General features: G+C 42.4%; 9 protein-coding genes. All 9 read right to left on the bottom strand.

The window, feature by feature from the left end:
• Positions 1–2: 2 nt before the first annotated feature.
• The 9 genes from HRU23_15000 to HRU23_14960 all read right to left on the bottom strand — a co-directional run bounded on the left by HRU23_15000 (position 3) and on the right by HRU23_14960 (position 16,890).
• Positions 3–227: a glutaredoxin family protein gene (locus HRU23_15000; GenBank protein ID NRA55449.1), complete on the bottom strand. Its 225-nt coding sequence runs from the start codon at positions 225–227 to the stop codon at positions 3–5.
• On the bottom strand, positions 224–2,326 hold the full coding sequence (gene rlmKL, locus HRU23_14995; GenBank protein NRA55448.1) for a bifunctional 23S rRNA (guanine(2069)-N(7))-methyltransferase RlmK/23S rRNA (guanine(2445)-N(2))-methyltransferase RlmL: 2,103 nt from the start codon (positions 2,324–2,326) through the stop codon (positions 224–226). The genes HRU23_15000 and rlmKL overlap by 4 nt, the downstream gene beginning before the upstream one ends.
• Before the next feature lie 108 nt (positions 2,327–2,434).
• Positions 2,435–2,974 (bottom strand): cell division protein ZapC, encoded by a 540-nt coding sequence (locus tag HRU23_14990; GenBank protein NRA55447.1) that lies wholly within the window; start codon positions 2,972–2,974, stop codon positions 2,435–2,437.
• A 537-nt stretch (positions 2,975–3,511) separates the two neighbouring features.
• Positions 3,512–4,522 carry a quinone-dependent dihydroorotate dehydrogenase gene (gene pyrD / locus HRU23_14985; protein ID NRA55446.1) on the bottom strand — a complete coding sequence of 337 codons (1,011 nt, stop codon included), beginning with the start codon at positions 4,520–4,522 and terminating at the stop codon, positions 3,512–3,514.
• A 110-nt stretch (positions 4,523–4,632) separates the two neighbouring features.
• Complete coding sequence (locus tag HRU23_14980) at positions 4,633–9,480, bottom strand: NAD-glutamate dehydrogenase (GenBank protein NRA55445.1); 4,848 nt, start codon at positions 9,478–9,480, stop codon at positions 4,633–4,635.
• 310 nt (positions 9,481–9,790) lie between these two features.
• On the bottom strand, positions 9,791–12,103 hold the full coding sequence (locus HRU23_14975) for an RND family transporter (GenBank protein ID NRA55444.1): 2,313 nt from the start codon (positions 12,101–12,103) through the stop codon (positions 9,791–9,793).
• A gap of 6 nt (positions 12,104–12,109) precedes the next feature.
• Positions 12,110–13,126 carry a hypothetical protein gene (locus HRU23_14970; protein NRA55443.1) on the bottom strand — a complete coding sequence of 339 codons (1,017 nt, stop codon included), beginning with the start codon at positions 13,124–13,126 and terminating at the stop codon, positions 12,110–12,112.
• A 236-nt stretch (positions 13,127–13,362) separates the two neighbouring features.
• Positions 13,363–14,724 (bottom strand): DUF1329 domain-containing protein, encoded by a 1,362-nt coding sequence (locus HRU23_14965; protein NRA55442.1) that lies wholly within the window; start codon positions 14,722–14,724, stop codon positions 13,363–13,365.
• A 15-nt stretch (positions 14,725–14,739) separates the two neighbouring features.
• The gene (locus tag HRU23_14960) at positions 14,740–16,890 is read right to left on the bottom strand and encodes a DUF1302 domain-containing protein (GenBank protein NRA55441.1); all 2,151 of its coding nucleotides are present in this window, start codon (positions 16,888–16,890) and stop codon (positions 14,740–14,742) included.
• Positions 16,891–16,896: the final 6 nt, after the last annotated feature.

The following is a 16,896-nucleotide window of genomic DNA, read 5'->3' as shown; positions in this document are numbered from 1 at the left end:
CTTTATTGTTCCATAAATTGCGTAAGTGCGGCCACGTCAAATGGCCAATCTAATTCATCACCAGTTGGCTTTGCTAACACAGGAATTTTTATCCCGTATTTTTCAACCAAACTGGCATCATCAATAATATCTTGTACCTGGTAAATAGCGCCGATTTGGTCAAGCAACATCATTGCTTCATCACATAAGTGACAACCATCGGTGCTATACAAGGTCAATTGCTTCATTTGTGCGTGACTTCCCAGCAGTTATGAATTTTTTGATTACCTTTAAAGTCACGAGGAATCGTCTCGGCGCTGATATCTTTGACCGAAAATCCACATCGTTCGAGTTGCTCGATATCCATTTTAAACTGGCGTGAATTATTTGAGAAAATAATTAAGCCGTCAGGACGTAAAATTCGCTTAAGGTTTTTCAGCAACTGAATGTAATCACGATTAATATCTAGTGTTTGCGCCATGCGTTTCGAGTTCGAGAACGTGGGAGGATCAATAAAGATCAAGTCATAACTCGATTGACAATAAGCTAGCCAAGTCAGTACATCCATTTGGATAAACTGATGCTCTGGTCCAGTTAAGCCATTTAGTCTAAAGTTTTCTTTACCCCAATTAAGGTAAGTTTTAGACATATCAACACTGGTGGTTGAAATAGCATCACCTAGCGCGGCATGCACTGACGCCGACGCGGTATAACAAAACAAATTAAGGAAGTCGGTATCTTTGGCCAGTGTTTGAATTTTCTTACGGGTCAAGCGATGATCCAAGAACAAGCCATTATCTAAGTAATCAGTGGTATTGACCAAAAACTTAGCGTTATATTCGTTTATTACGAACTTGTTGGCCGACTCATTAAGCTTTTCGTATTGATTTTCGCCTTTTTGAACTTCACGTACCTTGTATTTAATATTCTTAGGATCAATGTCAAACACGTAATCGAGAACAATAAATGCTTCAATCAAACGACGCATGGTTTTGCTTGGATCCATGTATTTAGGTGCGGCGTATTCTTGAATGATCCACTGCTCCTGATAACGGTCAATCGCTAAGTTATAATCAGGTAAATCAGCGTCATAAACACGGTAAGCGTCAATGCCTTCACTTTTAGCCCATTTGGCTAACAACTTATCATTTTTCTTAATTCTGTTCGCAAAGGGTTCTGATTGGCGAGATACTGAGCGTAACTCACCATCACCAATCATGTAATTACACAGCAAAGCCTCTAATTGACCATTATATAGCTTGTATTTATGATCAGGTGCCAAACGAATCGCGGTTAATAACTCAATTGATGAGCTAAACACACTTAACTGCCAGCCAGTAAACTTAGCCTTAACGGCTTTAGCAAAACGATGGTAAACAAATATAAGCGAAATAAGCTCGCCTAAACGCTCACCGTATGGCGGGTTAGTAACGATATGGCCTTTCTGGCTGCCAAATGGTGGGCTAATCTCAGTAGCGTCACCCACTTCAAAAGAAACCAAATGACCAACACCAGCACGACGGGCATTATCGCGGGCAATGTTCAGCACACTAGAATTAAAATCAGAACCACGAATACACAGTTGCTTGTGATCTTTAGCTTCATCAGCAGCTTGCTGGGCCTGCTCTTTGATCTCAGCCCAAGCATCTGGTTTAAATGACATTAGCTCTTCAAAGGCAAAGCTAGTGCGGGTTAATGATGGTGCAATATTTGCGGCCATTAACGCCGCTTCGATCACTAACGTACCACTACCACAGAAAGGGTCGAGCAAAGGTTTCGAAACATCCCAACCACTACGCAATAATACCGCGGCCGCTAAGTTTTCACGCATTGGCGCTTCACCGGCGTTCGTTCGGTAACCACGTTGCTGTAACGAACGTCCTGAAAAGTTTATCGCCAAGGTTAATTTGTTATTAACCATTCGACATTCAATGCGGATTTGCGCGCCTTTTTTGTCAACGTTAGGACGATCAAAGCCATTATCACGAAACTTATCAACAATCGCATCTTTAACTTTTAAAGCACCAAATTGGGTGTTATTAATGAAGGTATTGGTGCCGTTAAATTCAACCGCAATCGATTTACGATTACTGAAAAATACATGCCAGTTAACTCGATATACTACGTCATAAATATCTTGCGCAGAATTGACTTCGTCGGTGTGTAACGACAATAAAATACGACTGGCTAAACGTGACCACAGACAAATCCGATAGGCTTGTTCAATATCAGCACTAAAACGGACACCAGCAAGTGACTCGCGGACCTCGGTAGCGCCAAGTTGCTCTAATTCGGTAACAAGGAGGTATTCAAGCCCTTTAGGGCAAGCGGCAAAAAATTTTTGCATGGTGGTCTCTGGATAGGTATAAAGGCCGAGATTATCCTAGATTAGGCCACAGGGTGCAAGATTTACAGCCTTTGTTGCTCAAGATTTGTCAAATTTTAACGAAAAGTGTTAAGCGGCGGAGCTAGTAGCGGCTTTCCTTTGCTGTACAGGCATTAAACGGTCATTCATTACCTTAATTAAACCAAACTGATCAAGGCTTTTGCCCTCGGCCAATTGATGGCATCGTTCAATGAGCAATAAAGTTGATGCTTTAGTGTTGCTTTCAACAATCAGATAATGACGTCCGCCATATTGAGATTGTAACAACACAATTTTGCCGGCTTGGGCACTTGACACACTAGTGGCGGTATTAAAAAACCAACTTTTTGGTGTCAGTGCTTTATAAAAATCTTTTGCAGCGATAGCATTGAGCGCAATATGATTGACCATTTCTTCAGGTAACGATAGTTGCTGTTCGATCTGTTCAATATAATGATAAAAGCTCTGTGATTGTTCAATAGAAAAAAATTGTGGCTTGCGCGCACCAGCGACTAGCACCCGTGCAGAGAAAGCAGAAACGAAAACCATGTCGGCACCTAAATCCAAGGTTAGGCGATCTTTGTCAGGGCAAAATATCCATTGCCAATCTTTACCGGGTTTAATTAACACATTAAGACCTTATTATTTAACTTAACTTCGATATTAAGCGCCACATTAAAAGTACAAAAAGCGCCACTATATTAAACGACTGGTGTAACTGTAGGAATAAATAGCTAAAATTACAAATATTAATAATTAACATCATGTTAATTATTAATAACGCTCGATCACGAACATATAGCTAAGGCCAAATTAACTGGACAACTTAACCCAATTCCATCCTGTTTGGAAGTAATATTTTTCTTTCGCAAGTTTTAAACCACTGCAACAGTGGATTAACTATAGACGATTGCTGAGGTATTGGTAGCTGTTGATTAAGTCGTATTTTTAACCTTTTGGCATGGAGGGCTCGTTCAGGGCGGTGCAGAGGTGTTTTCGAGACGAAAATAACGATAGTTAGTGGCGTCAGCGGGGATCTCTGATGCAACATCTACTTTATATGATGCACAATGGTAACGGGGCTTTGTAGGTAACGTTTTAGCGAACTATGCTCAGTAATTAGCGCGCGTCCATGCGCGAAAAAATCTATAAAGCTCAAGTTCAAGTTTACAAGCTATCGACTATGTTTTTAATCAGTTTGGGTCCATTGTAAATAAAGCCGGTGTAAACTTGGATTAGTGATGCACCAGCAGACAATTTCTCTTGTGCTTGCGCAGCGCTGTCGATACCCCCTACCCCAATAATTGGTAAACGACCGTTAAGTTCACGACTTAAGGTACGTACGACCAAGGTTGATTTTTCTGCAACCGGTCGGCCACTTAAGCCACCAGCTTGATTGCCGTAAGTCGAATTCTCTACACCTTCACGGCTTAACGTCGTGTTGGTCGCAATGACACCGTCAATTTCATAGCGAACTAAGCTATCACTAATTTGTACGACTTCTTGCTCGGTCAAATCTGGGGCAATTTTGAGCAGTAATGGCACGGTTTTGTTGTATTGCTGAGACAATTTTGTTTGGCGTTCTTTAAGAGAAGCCAATAAGTCGTCAAGCGCTTCGCCGTATTGCAAGCTGCGTAAACCAGGCGTATTTGGCGAAGAGATATTTACCGTGATATAAGACGCGTGATCATAAACTTTGTCCATGCACAGTAAATAATCATCTTTACCATTTTCGACGGCTGTATCAATGTTCTTGCCAATGTTAATGCCTAAAATCCCGCGTGATTTACGCCGAGAAACTTGATCAACCAAGTAGTCAACACCGTAATTGTTGAAGCCCATACGATTAATTATTGCTTGCTGTTCTTTTAATCTGAAAATTCTAGGTTTGTCATTGCCTGATTGGGCACGAGGCGTCACTGTGCCAACTTCAACGAACCCAAAACCCATCGCATCAAAAGCATCAACACATTCACCATTTTTGTCTAAACCCGCGGCTAAGCCCACTGGGTTTTTAAACTCTAAGCCCATTACAGTAACGGCTTTGTTATTGATCGTTTGGGCGTAAGCACATTGCAATGGCGTATTAGCTGTATGCTTAAATGCCGCAATGGCCATTTCGTGTGCGCGTTCAGGATCTAATTGAAACATCAATTTTTGTGACAAAGAAAAAAACATTAAAACTCCGATTATTGATTACGATTGACTTGAGCTGATTGAGGTTAAAAAAAACCTCGGACTGGCCGAGGTTTTTAAGTTAATCACTATAAAATATTATACAACAAATATTAAGCAACTATGGAAGCATGATGACTTAAGAGGTTTAATTCTCGTAATGCAACCGAGAATTTAGCAAACTCATGGGTTTTTGTCGCTTTAAAGTCCGCTAGCATACTTTCCCAACGCTGTAATAACTTAGCATTACTTTCAAGCCATTTGGCAACAATTGCATCTGATTCACAAGTATCGTCACAGCCTTTAAGTACACATTCAGTTAAAACACGTTGTTGCCAATCGAGTTCTTCTCTAAATGAAGCACGAGCAAGTGCTTGCCAATGGTTAGCTACTGGTTGAGCAGAAATCTGATCTAAGAACCAATGTAATTCTACTTCTGCGCCCAGTTGGAAGTAAACTTGCGCAACTAAACACAAATCCTTGTCCGATGAGTGAGCAACCTGAGCGATATCCATTAACGAGAACATCGATGAAGCTTTACCAACGAATTGAGCGATAGAGGCAGGAACGCCTTGCTCTGTTAAGGCGGTAATACTAGCCTTAACGCTAGTAACATCTTCTTTAACCATTAGATCAAACAACGCAGAGTCAAGACGTTCAAATTTTGGCTTATAAAATTCGATGGTCTGAGCAATGCCCATTGAGCTATCGCGGTTACGTAAGAACCAACGTGTGGCACGGCGTACTGTGCGACGTGTTTGATACAACATTTTAATCTGCAAATCAGCAGACATCACGTTATTTAAGCTATCAATTTCAACGAAGATAGCTTCAAGATCAAATATTTTGCTAGCAATAGCGTAACAATGCGCAATTTCATCAACCGTTGAACCTGTTTCATCGATCATACGGTGCACAAAGTTAAGCCCCATATCATCAACTAAACGGTTAGCCAGTTGCGTTGCGATAATTTCGCTACGTAATGGGTGATTTTCCATTTCTGCTGCATAACGTTCTTGCAACACTTTAGGAAACGCCGATTGTAGCAGTTGGCTGTGGTAAGGATTGCTGGTAATTTCAGGAATACACAGCTGCTCTTTAAGCACCATTTTACCGTAGGCAAGTAATACCGCTAATTCTGGACGAGTAAAGCCATTACCATTAGCTTGACGCTCGGCTAGGTCTTCTTCGGTCGGTAAAAATTCTAACGCGCGGTCTAAGCTGCCCGCTTTTTCGAGGCCGTGCATAAAGCGAATTTGCTCTTTAAGCATTGAACCACCGCCAAAGCGGCTAATAGACAGAGATTGTGTCTGACGATTATGGTTATCAATTACAATTGTTCCAACTTCATCGGTCATTGAATACAGCAGTTCATTACGCTGTTTAACCGTCATATCACCCGAAGCAACTAAGCTATTAAGCAAGATTTTAATGTTAACTTCGTTATCTGAACAATCAACACCACCAACATTATCAATAAAGTCAGTATTAATACGACCGCCATTAGTACAATACTCAATACGACCTAACTGAGTACAACCTAGGTTACCGCCCTCACCAACAACTTTAGCCTGTAATTGGCTGCCGTTAATTCGTAAACTGTCATTGGCACGATCGCCAACTTCAGCGTGAGTTTCTTGCGCTGATTTAATGTAAGTACCGATGCCGCCGTTCCAGAACAAATCAACTTTCATGATTAAAATGGCTTTAATTAAATCATTTGGGGTCATGCTAGATTTTTTAGTGCCTAACATTTTTTTAATTTCTGGCGACAATGCAATCGACTTAGCACTGCGAGAGAAAATACCACCACCAGCAGAAATAAGATCAGTATTGTAGTCGTCCCACGATGAACGTGGAAGATCAAACAAACGCTTACGTTCAGGCCAAGTGGCTGCTGAGTCTGGCGTTGGGTCAATAAAGATATGCATGTGGTTAAAAGCGACTTGTAAACACGTGTGCTTTGACAGCAACATGCCGTTACCAAATACATCACCCGCCATATCGCCAACGGCTATACAGGTAAAATCAGTGGTTTGACAGTCAACGCCCATTTCGCGGAAATGACGTTTAACCGCCTCCCAGCCACCACGAGCAGTGATGCCCATTTTCTTGTGATCGTAACCAACACTGCCACCAGAAGCAAAAGCGTCACCCATCCAGAAATTGTATTCATCTGAAATGCCATTAGCGATATCAGAGAAGGTTGCAGTACCTTTATCTGCAGCTACAACTAAATACGGATCGTCTTCATCATGACGTACCACGTTAACAGGTGGCACTAGGTCGCCTTCAACAATGTTATCGGTAATATCAAGTAAACCACGAATGAAGGTTTTGTAACATTCTTGGCCTTCGCTAAAGAATGCATCGCGGCCACCAGTAGTCGGCAGTTGCTTACAAACGAAGCCACCTTTAGCGCCAACAGGCACGATAACGGTGTTCTTAACTTGCTGTGCTTTCACTAAACCTAGTACTTCGGTTCTAAAGTCTTCACGACGATCAGACCAACGTAAACCACCACGGGCTACTTTACCGCCTCGTAAGTGCACGCCTTCAACACGTGGAGAATAAACGAAAATTTCGAATTTAGGTAACGGCAGTGGCATTTCAGGAATAAGTTCTGGGCGAACCTTAAATGAAACGTATTCTTTGCTCGCACCCTTATCGTCTGTTTGATAGAAGTTAGTACGGATCGTGGCCAAGATTAAATCTAAGTAACGACGAATAATTCGGTCATCATCTAAATTTGCTACCAGATCAAGACGTTCAATAATGTTTTTCTCGACACCATCTAATTTCTTCTGGTTAAACTTAGTTGCTGGGTTGAACTTACGAACAAATAGTTCAACCAATAAGTTAGCAATTTCAGGATAGCGTGACATCGTTTCTTCAACGTAAGACTGGTTGAAGGTGCTGCCGATTTGACGCATATACTTCGCGTACATCCGTAAAATAGTAATTTGACGACCACTAAGACCAGAAGCCAACAACAGACGGTTAAAGCCATCATCTTCTAATTTCTTAAACCAAACATTGGCAAAGGCATCTTGGAAGGTCTGCTGAATTTCATTGATCTCAAATTCATTGCTACCCGTGTGCAGCATTTGGAAATCAAGTACCCAAGCAGTGTGACCGTTAGCGAAGGTTAATTCGTATGGTCGTTCACCAACAATGCGCAAACCAAAGTTTTCAAGCATTGGTAATACATCTGACAAGTACAATGGCTCGTCAAGACTAAATAGTTTTAGTTTAACTTTTTTGCTGCCAATCGCTTCTTCTTGCGCCCGATAGAAAATCATGCCCAGTTTATTGTCGTCGCTTAGTGACTCAAGTTTCGCAATATCGACAACAGCAAGACCTGGTAACACATCAGATTTATAGCTATTAGAGAATGCAGCATTATATTTGTTGCTAAGCGATTTGGCCTTTGCTTCACCATGATGAGCAATTAAGGCATTGTCTAATTTATCATCCCATGAGCGTGCTGCTTCAATAAGATCGTTTTCAATAGCTTTCACGTCAATTTCCGTTCTCTGTTGCTCGTTCAACATGACAATATAGTGGGTACGAGCAAGATTAGACTCAGAGAAGTAAGTCGTAAACTGTACTTCTTCAGTGCTGCCGAAATGTTTTGCTAACACTTCTTGCGACTTTTGACGCAAACGCGTGTTATATCTGTCTTTAGAAACATACACAATACAAGAACAGTAACGACCAAAGTCATCTTCGCGGGTAAACAATTTTACGCTGTCGCGATCTTGAATATTAAGCACCCCAATCGAGGTTTCTAATAACTGTTTTTCACTTGATTGAATCAGCTCATCACGTGGATAGGTTTCAAGCACATTTTGTAGCGCTTTATGGTCGTGACTGCCCGCCATGTAATCTGAAGAAGCAATGATCCGGCGTAACTTGTCACCTAGGTATGGAATTTGGAACACACTATTATTATAAATAGTTGAACTGTATAAACCAATGAAACGGTCTTCACCAATCACTCGGCCCGCTTTATCAAAACGCTTGATCCCAATATAATCGGTTTTGGTCGGACGATGGACCAAACTAACGTGATTGCTTTTCGTTAGCAGCATCAAACGAGGTGATAAGGCTTGACGACGTGCACCATCTGAAAACTCAGATAAACGGCGGGTTTTATGTAAATGGTCTTTGGCCATCATACCAAGGCTAGTATCGCCCTCTGGCACAAGTTCAATATCGCCTTCAATCGCATTTAACGCATATGAACGATAACCTAGTAAGGTGAAGTTACCTTCAGCGATCCAATTAAGAAAATTGGTTGTTTCTTCTAGCTCTTGTTCATTACCTGGAAATGGCTTATTCGGTAACTCAGTAATAATTTGCTTAAGTTTTTTACGCATCGGCGCCCAGTCATGCACTGACAGGCTTACTTCATTTAAAACACTTTCTAATTTTTCTTTGACGTTGTCTAAGGCCGTTTGATCTTCTAAGCGGTCAACCTCTAATAAAAATATAGTCACATTTTCAGTGTCAGCAGTCTCATTAGTCAGGCGTGAAATGGCCGTAACATTGCCATCAGTGTTACGGCTCACACTCATAGGGTGATGCAAGGTTAAATGTGAACTTATGCCTAAACGGTTAAGCGCCATGTTGATCGAGTCAACCAAAAATGGCATGTCTTCGTGCACAATTTCAATAATAGTGCGCGTTGGTTGCCAACCATGTTGGGATAATACCGGGTTAAACACTTTGACTACTTGCTCATAAGGCTTACGTTCATTTAACGCGCCCCATAAACTCAGTGCAGCACCATAAAGGTCACTATCACTTCGGCCCGAAATGTCTGACTCTGAAATATCGCGGTATAATACTTGGGTAAAAGAGGTTACTAATGCAGCTTGTGCATCACTAACTTTGTCTTTAATCATCGCAGCCACGTTTTCTAGAAGTACAGAGGAGTTTGCATCTTTTAATGCCATTATCTCGATTCCTTATTGACCCTAAGGGTCGTTGTTAGCTCTGAACTGAAGGTCAAGCTTCCTGCCTAACCTGTTTCTTATTTTAATTGGGGCTAAGTTTATTATTATTATCTGAATATTTCGAGCATTATTTAGGAAAAAAACACTCTAAAAGCCCCTGATATAGCCCAAGTGTGAATTTCAATCACTAATTATGAATTGTTATGCATAACTCATAAAAAAAGGTCACTAAGCGACCTTTTTTACCGTTAAAATTAACAAGTTGCTAACTAAAACTTAACTCATTTGAGACTGGGCTTCCAGCTTAAATTCATTCAGCGGCTTTACCTTGCTTAAACCACAACAGATTTGCCAGTGCAGGCAACACGATTATTGCCCCAAGCATATTCACGAGGAACATAAACGTCAGTAATATGCCCATATCCATTTGGAACTTTAACGCCGAGAAAAACCAGGTACTAACCCCAATGGCTAAAGTAGCACCGGTAAAGATCACTGCACTACCACGCTCTTGCAAGGCCACAAGATAGGCTTCGCTAACCGTTTTTCCTTGATTAAGCATTATAGCCATGGTTGCCAGGATATAAATGCCGTAATCAACGCCAATACCAACCCCTAGTGCAATAACCGGCAAGGTAGAAACAGTTAAGCCAATATTTAAATAGGTCATTAACGCTTGAGCCAGTGTCGATACGACAAAAAGTGGCACGATGACCGCCAATGTTGCACGCAGCGACCTAAAGCTTATTAAACACAAGATAAACACCGCGCCGTAGACATAAAACATCATCGGGGTTTGCGCTGACTCAACGGCTTCATTTGTCGCGGCCATAACACCTACCGGACCAGACGCTAGCTTAAACTGTAGTTGGTCCGTATTAAGCACCGAACTTGCTTGTTTAACCGCAGCAATGACACGTTCAATTGTTTCTGCTTTATGGTCAACCAAGAACAAATATACGGGCATCACATTACAGCTCGTATTAAGTAGCCCTGAGGTGGTTGGGATTTGCGATATTGACTGAACTAAGGTTGCCTGAGTCCGCGACAATACTCGCCATTTAGGGTTGCCTTCGTTAAAACCACCGGTGACAAGTTTAACCACACTGGCCAGACTTGCCGTTGATTGCACACCTTCAACATTAGCTAGGCGCCACTGGAACTGTTCAATGATGGCTAAACTGTCGTAGTCGGTACAACTATCAGCGGCCCCTTCAACAATTATCGACATGACATCAGTGGTGATAGAGAATTTTTCAGTGATTAAAGCCGTATCTTGGTTATAACGAGACCACGAATGCAGAGCTGCGGCTCCGGCATTCAGATCGCCAATTTTTAACTGTTGTGACTGAATATAACCAAAACCAAATAACACGCTGGTAAATACTAACGTCACAACAGCAACTTTACGCGTGGCAAACTGCGATAAGCTAACCCAAAATTTATCAATGCGTCCTGATTCACGCTTAGCCGGTGCCTTAAGCTTACAATACGAAATAATAATCGGCAGTAATACAAGGTTAGTTAAAATGATAATGCCAACACCAATACTGGCTGAAATGGCCAGCTCGCGAATAATACCAATATCAATCGAGAGCAGCGTTATAAAACCAATGGTATCTGATAATAACGCGACGCCGCCAGGTATTAGCAAGGCTCTAAATGTGGCGGCGGCAGCTTCTTTTGACGCCATACCGAGCAACAATTTTTTATTGACGCCATTAATCATTTGCACGCTGTGGCTAACCCCAACCGCAAACACTAAGAAAGGCACCAAAATTGACATTGGATCAAGCCCAAAACCTAAGACGGTTAGCAGGCCCATTTGCCAGATAACGGCCATTAACGAGCAAACAACTGGCAGCACCGTTAACGTGATAGAACGGCAAAATAGATACACCATGATTGCGGTGAAGGCTATTGCCACCAAAAAGAACTGAACAACACCTTTAGCACCGTCAGCAACATCTCCAGCCATTTTGGCAAAACCGATAATATGAATGTCGATATCTTGGTTGACAAATTTGTCTCGGATTTCAGATTCTAATTTGGCCGCAAACTTGAGGGTATCAAGCGCCTGCCCGGTATCAGGATTAATATCGAGTAACCGTGCACTCACCATGGCGGTCGAATAGTCATTGGCTACCAAACGTCCAACGATCCCGGCTTTTTCAACATTTGAACGGACATTGTTTAAACCCAACGGATCGGCAACAAAATCTGCCGGGATCACCGGACCACCGGCAAAACCATCTTCAACCACTTCGGTGAAACGCGTTGTGGGTGAAAATAGCGACTTTACCGTAGTACGGTCAACACCAGGAATGAAAAACAGCTGATCGTGCACCCCTTTTAACGATTCAAAAAATTGCGGGGTGAATATATCGCCCTGCTTCGCCCGTATTGCCACCATAATGCTGTTAGCACCGCCAAAGTCTTTGGCGTGCTTGGTATAAGTTTTCATATACTGGTGATTTAAAGGAATGTTTTTAGTAAAAGCTGCATCCATTTTTAACTGGGTTGCTTGAAACGCCAAGAAAGCGGTAACCACAATAAAAAATAACAGAATCAATGGCCGCTGACGAAAGATAAATAGTTCGATTTTTTTTACAAAATTATCCATGAAGTCCTACTGTGTTATCAGATGTTTAGTTAAGCCTTTACTGCTGGCTAACCAAAGCTGCTCGCCAACCTGAGTAATGCCAACAAGGTCTTTGCCTTTATATAAGGCCGCTTGCTCAAACGTGCGACCGTCGTCAGTTGACTTAAGTAGCACCCCATTGTTTTGGGCTATATAAATCGTGCCATCGGCTAACTGATGAAATTTATTAACACTGTAGTTATTGTCCAACGTTACTTGCTGCCACGAATGACCAGTATCCGTTGAACGAAATACATTGCCACGTAAACCGCCAATCAAGATAGTCTGTTGCTTGGTCTTTAACGCACTAAAAAATGAGCCGGCATAAATATCGTCCAAACGACGCCAGTTTTGTCCCATATCATCTGACAACGCAATTAACCCGAGCTCGCCAACCATCAGCAGTTGCTGGTCGTTTAACGCAATAACTTGATTGAAATGCGGTAAAATTGACGCAATTTCGAACTGGTATTCTTCTTCACTTTCAAGTTTAACTTCTTGTAAATAATCAATATCGTCTTGGGGTAATAAGCTCATCAAAAACTGCTGCTGCCATTGCTTACCACCGTCATTAGTCGAAAAATACAAACCGTAAGCCCCGACAGCTATTCCTTGGCGAGCATTGGCGAAATACACGTCTAATAAGGGCCGATCTAATGAAGGAATATATTGTTGCAACTGCCATGAATTACCGCCATCGGCAGTTGTTACAATGGTGGCGTCGTGACCGACGACCCACGCCGTGTTTTTATCGCCCCAGCTAATGTCGGTTAATAACACGTTAACTGGCACAGCCGCTTGCTGCCAATGCTGGGCGTTGCGGCTTAAAATGGTGCCGCGATCGCCAACGGCTAAGGTATGTTCCTCAGTGGTACTGATTGCCATTATCGGCGCTGTTGCGGCCAGCCTAACGGTTTGGGCAGCTACCGAGCCTGATTCAATGGCTGCTTGCGCCGTACTGGTTAAACACAAGGCCAAAGTGAGTGATGTAAACTTGTTACTCATATATACGATTCCTCTTCACTAGCTGCTACGGTAACCATCATAACAATAGCTGTTCAAGCATGGTTATGTGGTGCTAACTAGCTAAACGTCAACTTACACTAAGTTGACAACTACCAATTTATACCAAATGGTATTATACATCGGACCTAAGGTCCTGATTTTTCTGACGCTTATAAACATGCGTTTGAACATCCGCTATAAACCTAAAAAAGCCGGTCGAAACCGGCTTAATGTGGTTAGCGGCGTCCCGCTCGTCGTAATGCTTGCGGAGTAAAATCTTTGTCCTTTAATGGCGCATCGAAATTAAACATTTTATCATTGTTATCCAAGCCAATCGCGATATAACGACGAGACTGGAAATCGTGGAATACTTCAAGCGTTGACCACGATACTGGTACTTCGTAATAGTTTAACTCATGAGCCATTGCTACCCGATAAAGTTGATCGCGGTTGTCATATATATCAGCGATTGATACTTGCCAATTATCTTCGTCAATAAAGAAAACGCGTTTCTTATACGTGTGACGCATGCCCTCTTTTAGCGTGGCCTCAACTTGCCAAACACGGTGCTTTTCGTAACGTACGAAGTCTTGGTTTAAATGTCCAGGCTGAAGTAAGTCGTCATAATCTACGCCTTTGGCATGTAACTTATAAGAGTTATACGGAATGTATATTTCTTTTTTGCCAACCAGTTTCCAGTCATAACGCGATGGCGATCCGTTGTACATGTCAAAATCATCAGTGGTTCTTAAGCCGTCAGACGCAGTGCCCGGCGTATCAAATGCAACATTGGGTGCACGACGTACGCGACGCTGGCCAGTATTATATGTCCACGCTTTACGCGGCTCTGAGTTTTGGTTTAGTGTTTCATGAACTAGTAGTGAAGTACCGGCTAAACGTGCAGGTTGGGTCACCGTTTGTCTAAATAAGAAGATATTATTATCAGCAGTAAGCTTTTCTGCTGTCATTCCCGGCTGAGTATACTTAAAGCTGATAATGTTTTTCATCTTTATAACAGTGAAATCACCCGAAGCCGTCGGCGCAGCCTGTGATGCTCTGGTATCAACATTAACGCCACGATAACGGGTAATATGATTCCAAATAACCTCTAAACCGGTTTGTGGAATTGGAAATGGTACGCCCATAATGGCATTTTTAAGGCCATTACCGCCAAGGATCAATTCGGCTGATGTCGCATTCTTTTTAGTGGCGGCATACACATGCTCAGGCACCGATGCACTACGACGACTTGGGTAAATATTCATTTTAAAGCTATCAGGGTAAGACTCAAATAATTTGATCTGACCAGCGGTTAAATTATCTTTATATTGCAAATAATTATCTTTGGTTAAGGTCATTAGCACTTGGTCGCTCGCGAAAGGATCAACATGGTGCTCACCCTTAACATAACCAGCAACTGGTTTAGTGATACCTCCGGTCCAAGCAGGAATAGAGCCATCGGCATTCGCTGCAGCGACAGCACCCGATGGCGTTAAGGTAGTTCCCAGTTGTTGTGCCTGTTGCTCTGTTACTTTAGCGGTTGCCGCTTGCGTAATTAATGCCAACGATACTGCTGAAATGAGTGTGAGTTTTTTCATATTATTATTCACCCGTTAAATTGAATATTTAATGCTAAATGATGCAAAGTCTTTGTCTTCCATTGCGTTTATCGTACCTTTACCACCCCAGAATGCATTGTAGCCAACGGTTGCCGACCAACGGTTTTGATAATCAAAGGTAAGTGACGCGCCGATCGATTTCGACCCTTCTGCAAATAAGTAAATTGGATCAGGAGTGATGCCGTCAACATCATGCGAGAAAACCAGTTGAGTTGATGCGTTAATGCCTGCAAAAACATTATTATGTTCGGTTTTTACCACTAGGCGGTAGCCCCAAGCAAAATCGGTTGGGAAAGGGTTAGTTTCAGGACCATTATGGGTCGCTACAATTACCGACTCAAGACCTTCATAGCTAGCTGAGCGTGAAGTACCAGGCCCATTTAAGCGTAACTCTTCTTGATTTGGCATGCCATGGATCCAAACACCACCGATTTCAGCAAAAACGATGAGATTGTCGGCGCCAAGCGTTGGCCCAAATAAGTGAGTGAAGTTAACTTGTGCCTGTGTGGTATCTAATAAAACATAACCGTCTGCAACGCCACCAGGATCAACGGTGTCCATTTGCGAAATACCTTCATAGAAACAGCGTGGATCTGCTTGAACTGCAGCATCAGCACAAGTTAATGAAGTGCCATTTATCGCATTATAAGAAGCAGCTGCTGCGTTTGCTAATTGTTGTGGCATTGCCGCAAATAACAATTCAACATCATCAATTTGCAATGGCTCATCTACCCGGTGAGCAATTTCACCCGCGACTGAAGTATTACCAATAGTGGTATTAAAACTAAAGCCATAGAGTTTAATATCCTCAGGGTAAACGATTTTCGCTTTAGAGAAGGTTTCTAGACTATTGATCACATCAGCATCAATCTCAGCCGCAGTAAGAAGTATAGCGGCATCCCTTTGTATTGCACCAGTGGTAAAGTTAGCGGCTTGGCCTGAAATAATCGGGCGGCGGCTGTGGTAGTTCATGTGATAAAAACCAAATTCGGTATCGTCAACAAAATAAGAAAACTTTATGCCATATTGACCATCGTCTTCTGCTTCCTCATTTTCAACTTTGAGTGTGACTTTAGTCGGGTAAGCTAACATCATCTGACCAAATAATGCTGCTGAAGCTGCTCTTTCTGCTGCAGTGGCGGTAGGATCTTGTGCCCCGGCTAACACAGCGCCTAGCTGGTTACTTCCGACCAGACCAGCGTATTGTGCAACAATAAAATCACGATCAATATCTGGATTACCACTAAACCCTAATTGCACTGCATTAAATTGACCACCTTCACTGACAAAATCATTGCTGGCAAAATAAGTACCACCGACCGGGACCACAATTGGCTCCCATTGGTATTGGTAAAATACTTCCATTGACAAGTTATCGGTTAAACCGGCCGAGAAAGACACCATGCCTTGGGGAATAAAGGCTTCTTTAAGTTCTGCACCAGGCGTTCGTAAACGGCCAACATCTACTGCGTTAATTGAAGAGATACCATGAGAAATAAGTGCGCTTTCGCCCCAACTTATCACTTGTTGACCAACCCGGAATGACACAGGCACATCGCCCCAGTCATAATCAGCGGTAACATAGGCATCGAGTAACCGAATGTCAGAACAAGCAGTATCAGCCGCGTCATCATCGCGACAAACATCAATTGAACGTTCAGTATCAGTACCTATGTCTAACTCGCGGGTATAATTAAGCGCAGAATCAAGCGCAAAATCTTTATAATACATGCCGCGGACAAACAAACCATAGTTGCGATATGACAAATCGAGTTCGTGTAGCCCTTTTAGGGTTTGACTAAAAGCATCACCTTTGGCCCAGGCCAAATTGGCTAAATCACCATTTGTTGAATAACCGCCATCTTTAGCGAAGATCTCACTGCTTAAGTATTTGCTATTTCCAAAGGCGGTGTAGTTGGACCAGTCTAATCCATTATTAGGATTATTGGACTTACCTATTAGGTTATCGTAATCGCGACTTTCGGTGCGCCATGAGATGCCCGCAGAAAAAGTCGAGTCAAAACTTCCTTCAATTTCACCCCAATTGATACTGACAGCATGGGCTGCAGGTATCGCCAGCGCACTAAGCGCAACGCTGATACCAGCGGCTAAGACAGACTTGTTAAAAACATTCATTTTATTCATCTCTGC

The sequence above is a fragment of the Gammaproteobacteria bacterium genome (assembly GCA_013214945.1).
Classification (GTDB): Bacteria; Pseudomonadota; Gammaproteobacteria; order Enterobacterales; family Psychrobiaceae; genus Psychrobium.
The sequence above is the reverse complement of the archived record's forward strand: the minus strand, read 5'-3'. Positions and strand labels throughout refer to the sequence as shown.

What these genes read in the sequence shown, in the direction of transcription:
- HRU23_15000 (NRA55449.1), bottom strand. Translation starts at nt 227, where the DNA reads ATGAAGCAATTGACCTTGTATAGCACCGATGGTTGTCACTTATGTGAT.
- rlmKL (NRA55448.1), bottom strand. Translation starts at nt 2,326, where the DNA reads ATGCAAAAATTTTTTGCCGCTTGCCCTAAAGGGCTTGAATACCTCCTT.
- pyrD (NRA55446.1), bottom strand. Translation starts at nt 4,522, where the DNA reads ATGTTTTTTTCTTTGTCACAAAAATTGATGTTTCAATTAGATCCTGAA.
- HRU23_14980 (NRA55445.1), bottom strand. Translation starts at nt 9,480, where the DNA reads ATGGCATTAAAAGATGCAAACTCCTCTGTACTTCTAGAAAACGTGGCT.
- HRU23_14975 (NRA55444.1), bottom strand. Translation starts at nt 12,103, where the DNA reads ATGGATAATTTTGTAAAAAAAATCGAACTATTTATCTTTCGTCAGCGG.
- HRU23_14970 (NRA55443.1), bottom strand. Translation starts at nt 13,126, where the DNA reads ATGAGTAACAAGTTTACATCACTCACTTTGGCCTTGTGTTTAACCAGT.
- HRU23_14965 (NRA55442.1), bottom strand. Translation starts at nt 14,724, where the DNA reads ATGAAAAAACTCACACTCATTTCAGCAGTATCGTTGGCATTAATTACG.
- HRU23_14960 (NRA55441.1), bottom strand. Translation starts at nt 16,890, where the DNA reads ATGAATAAAATGAATGTTTTTAACAAGTCTGTCTTAGCCGCTGGTATC.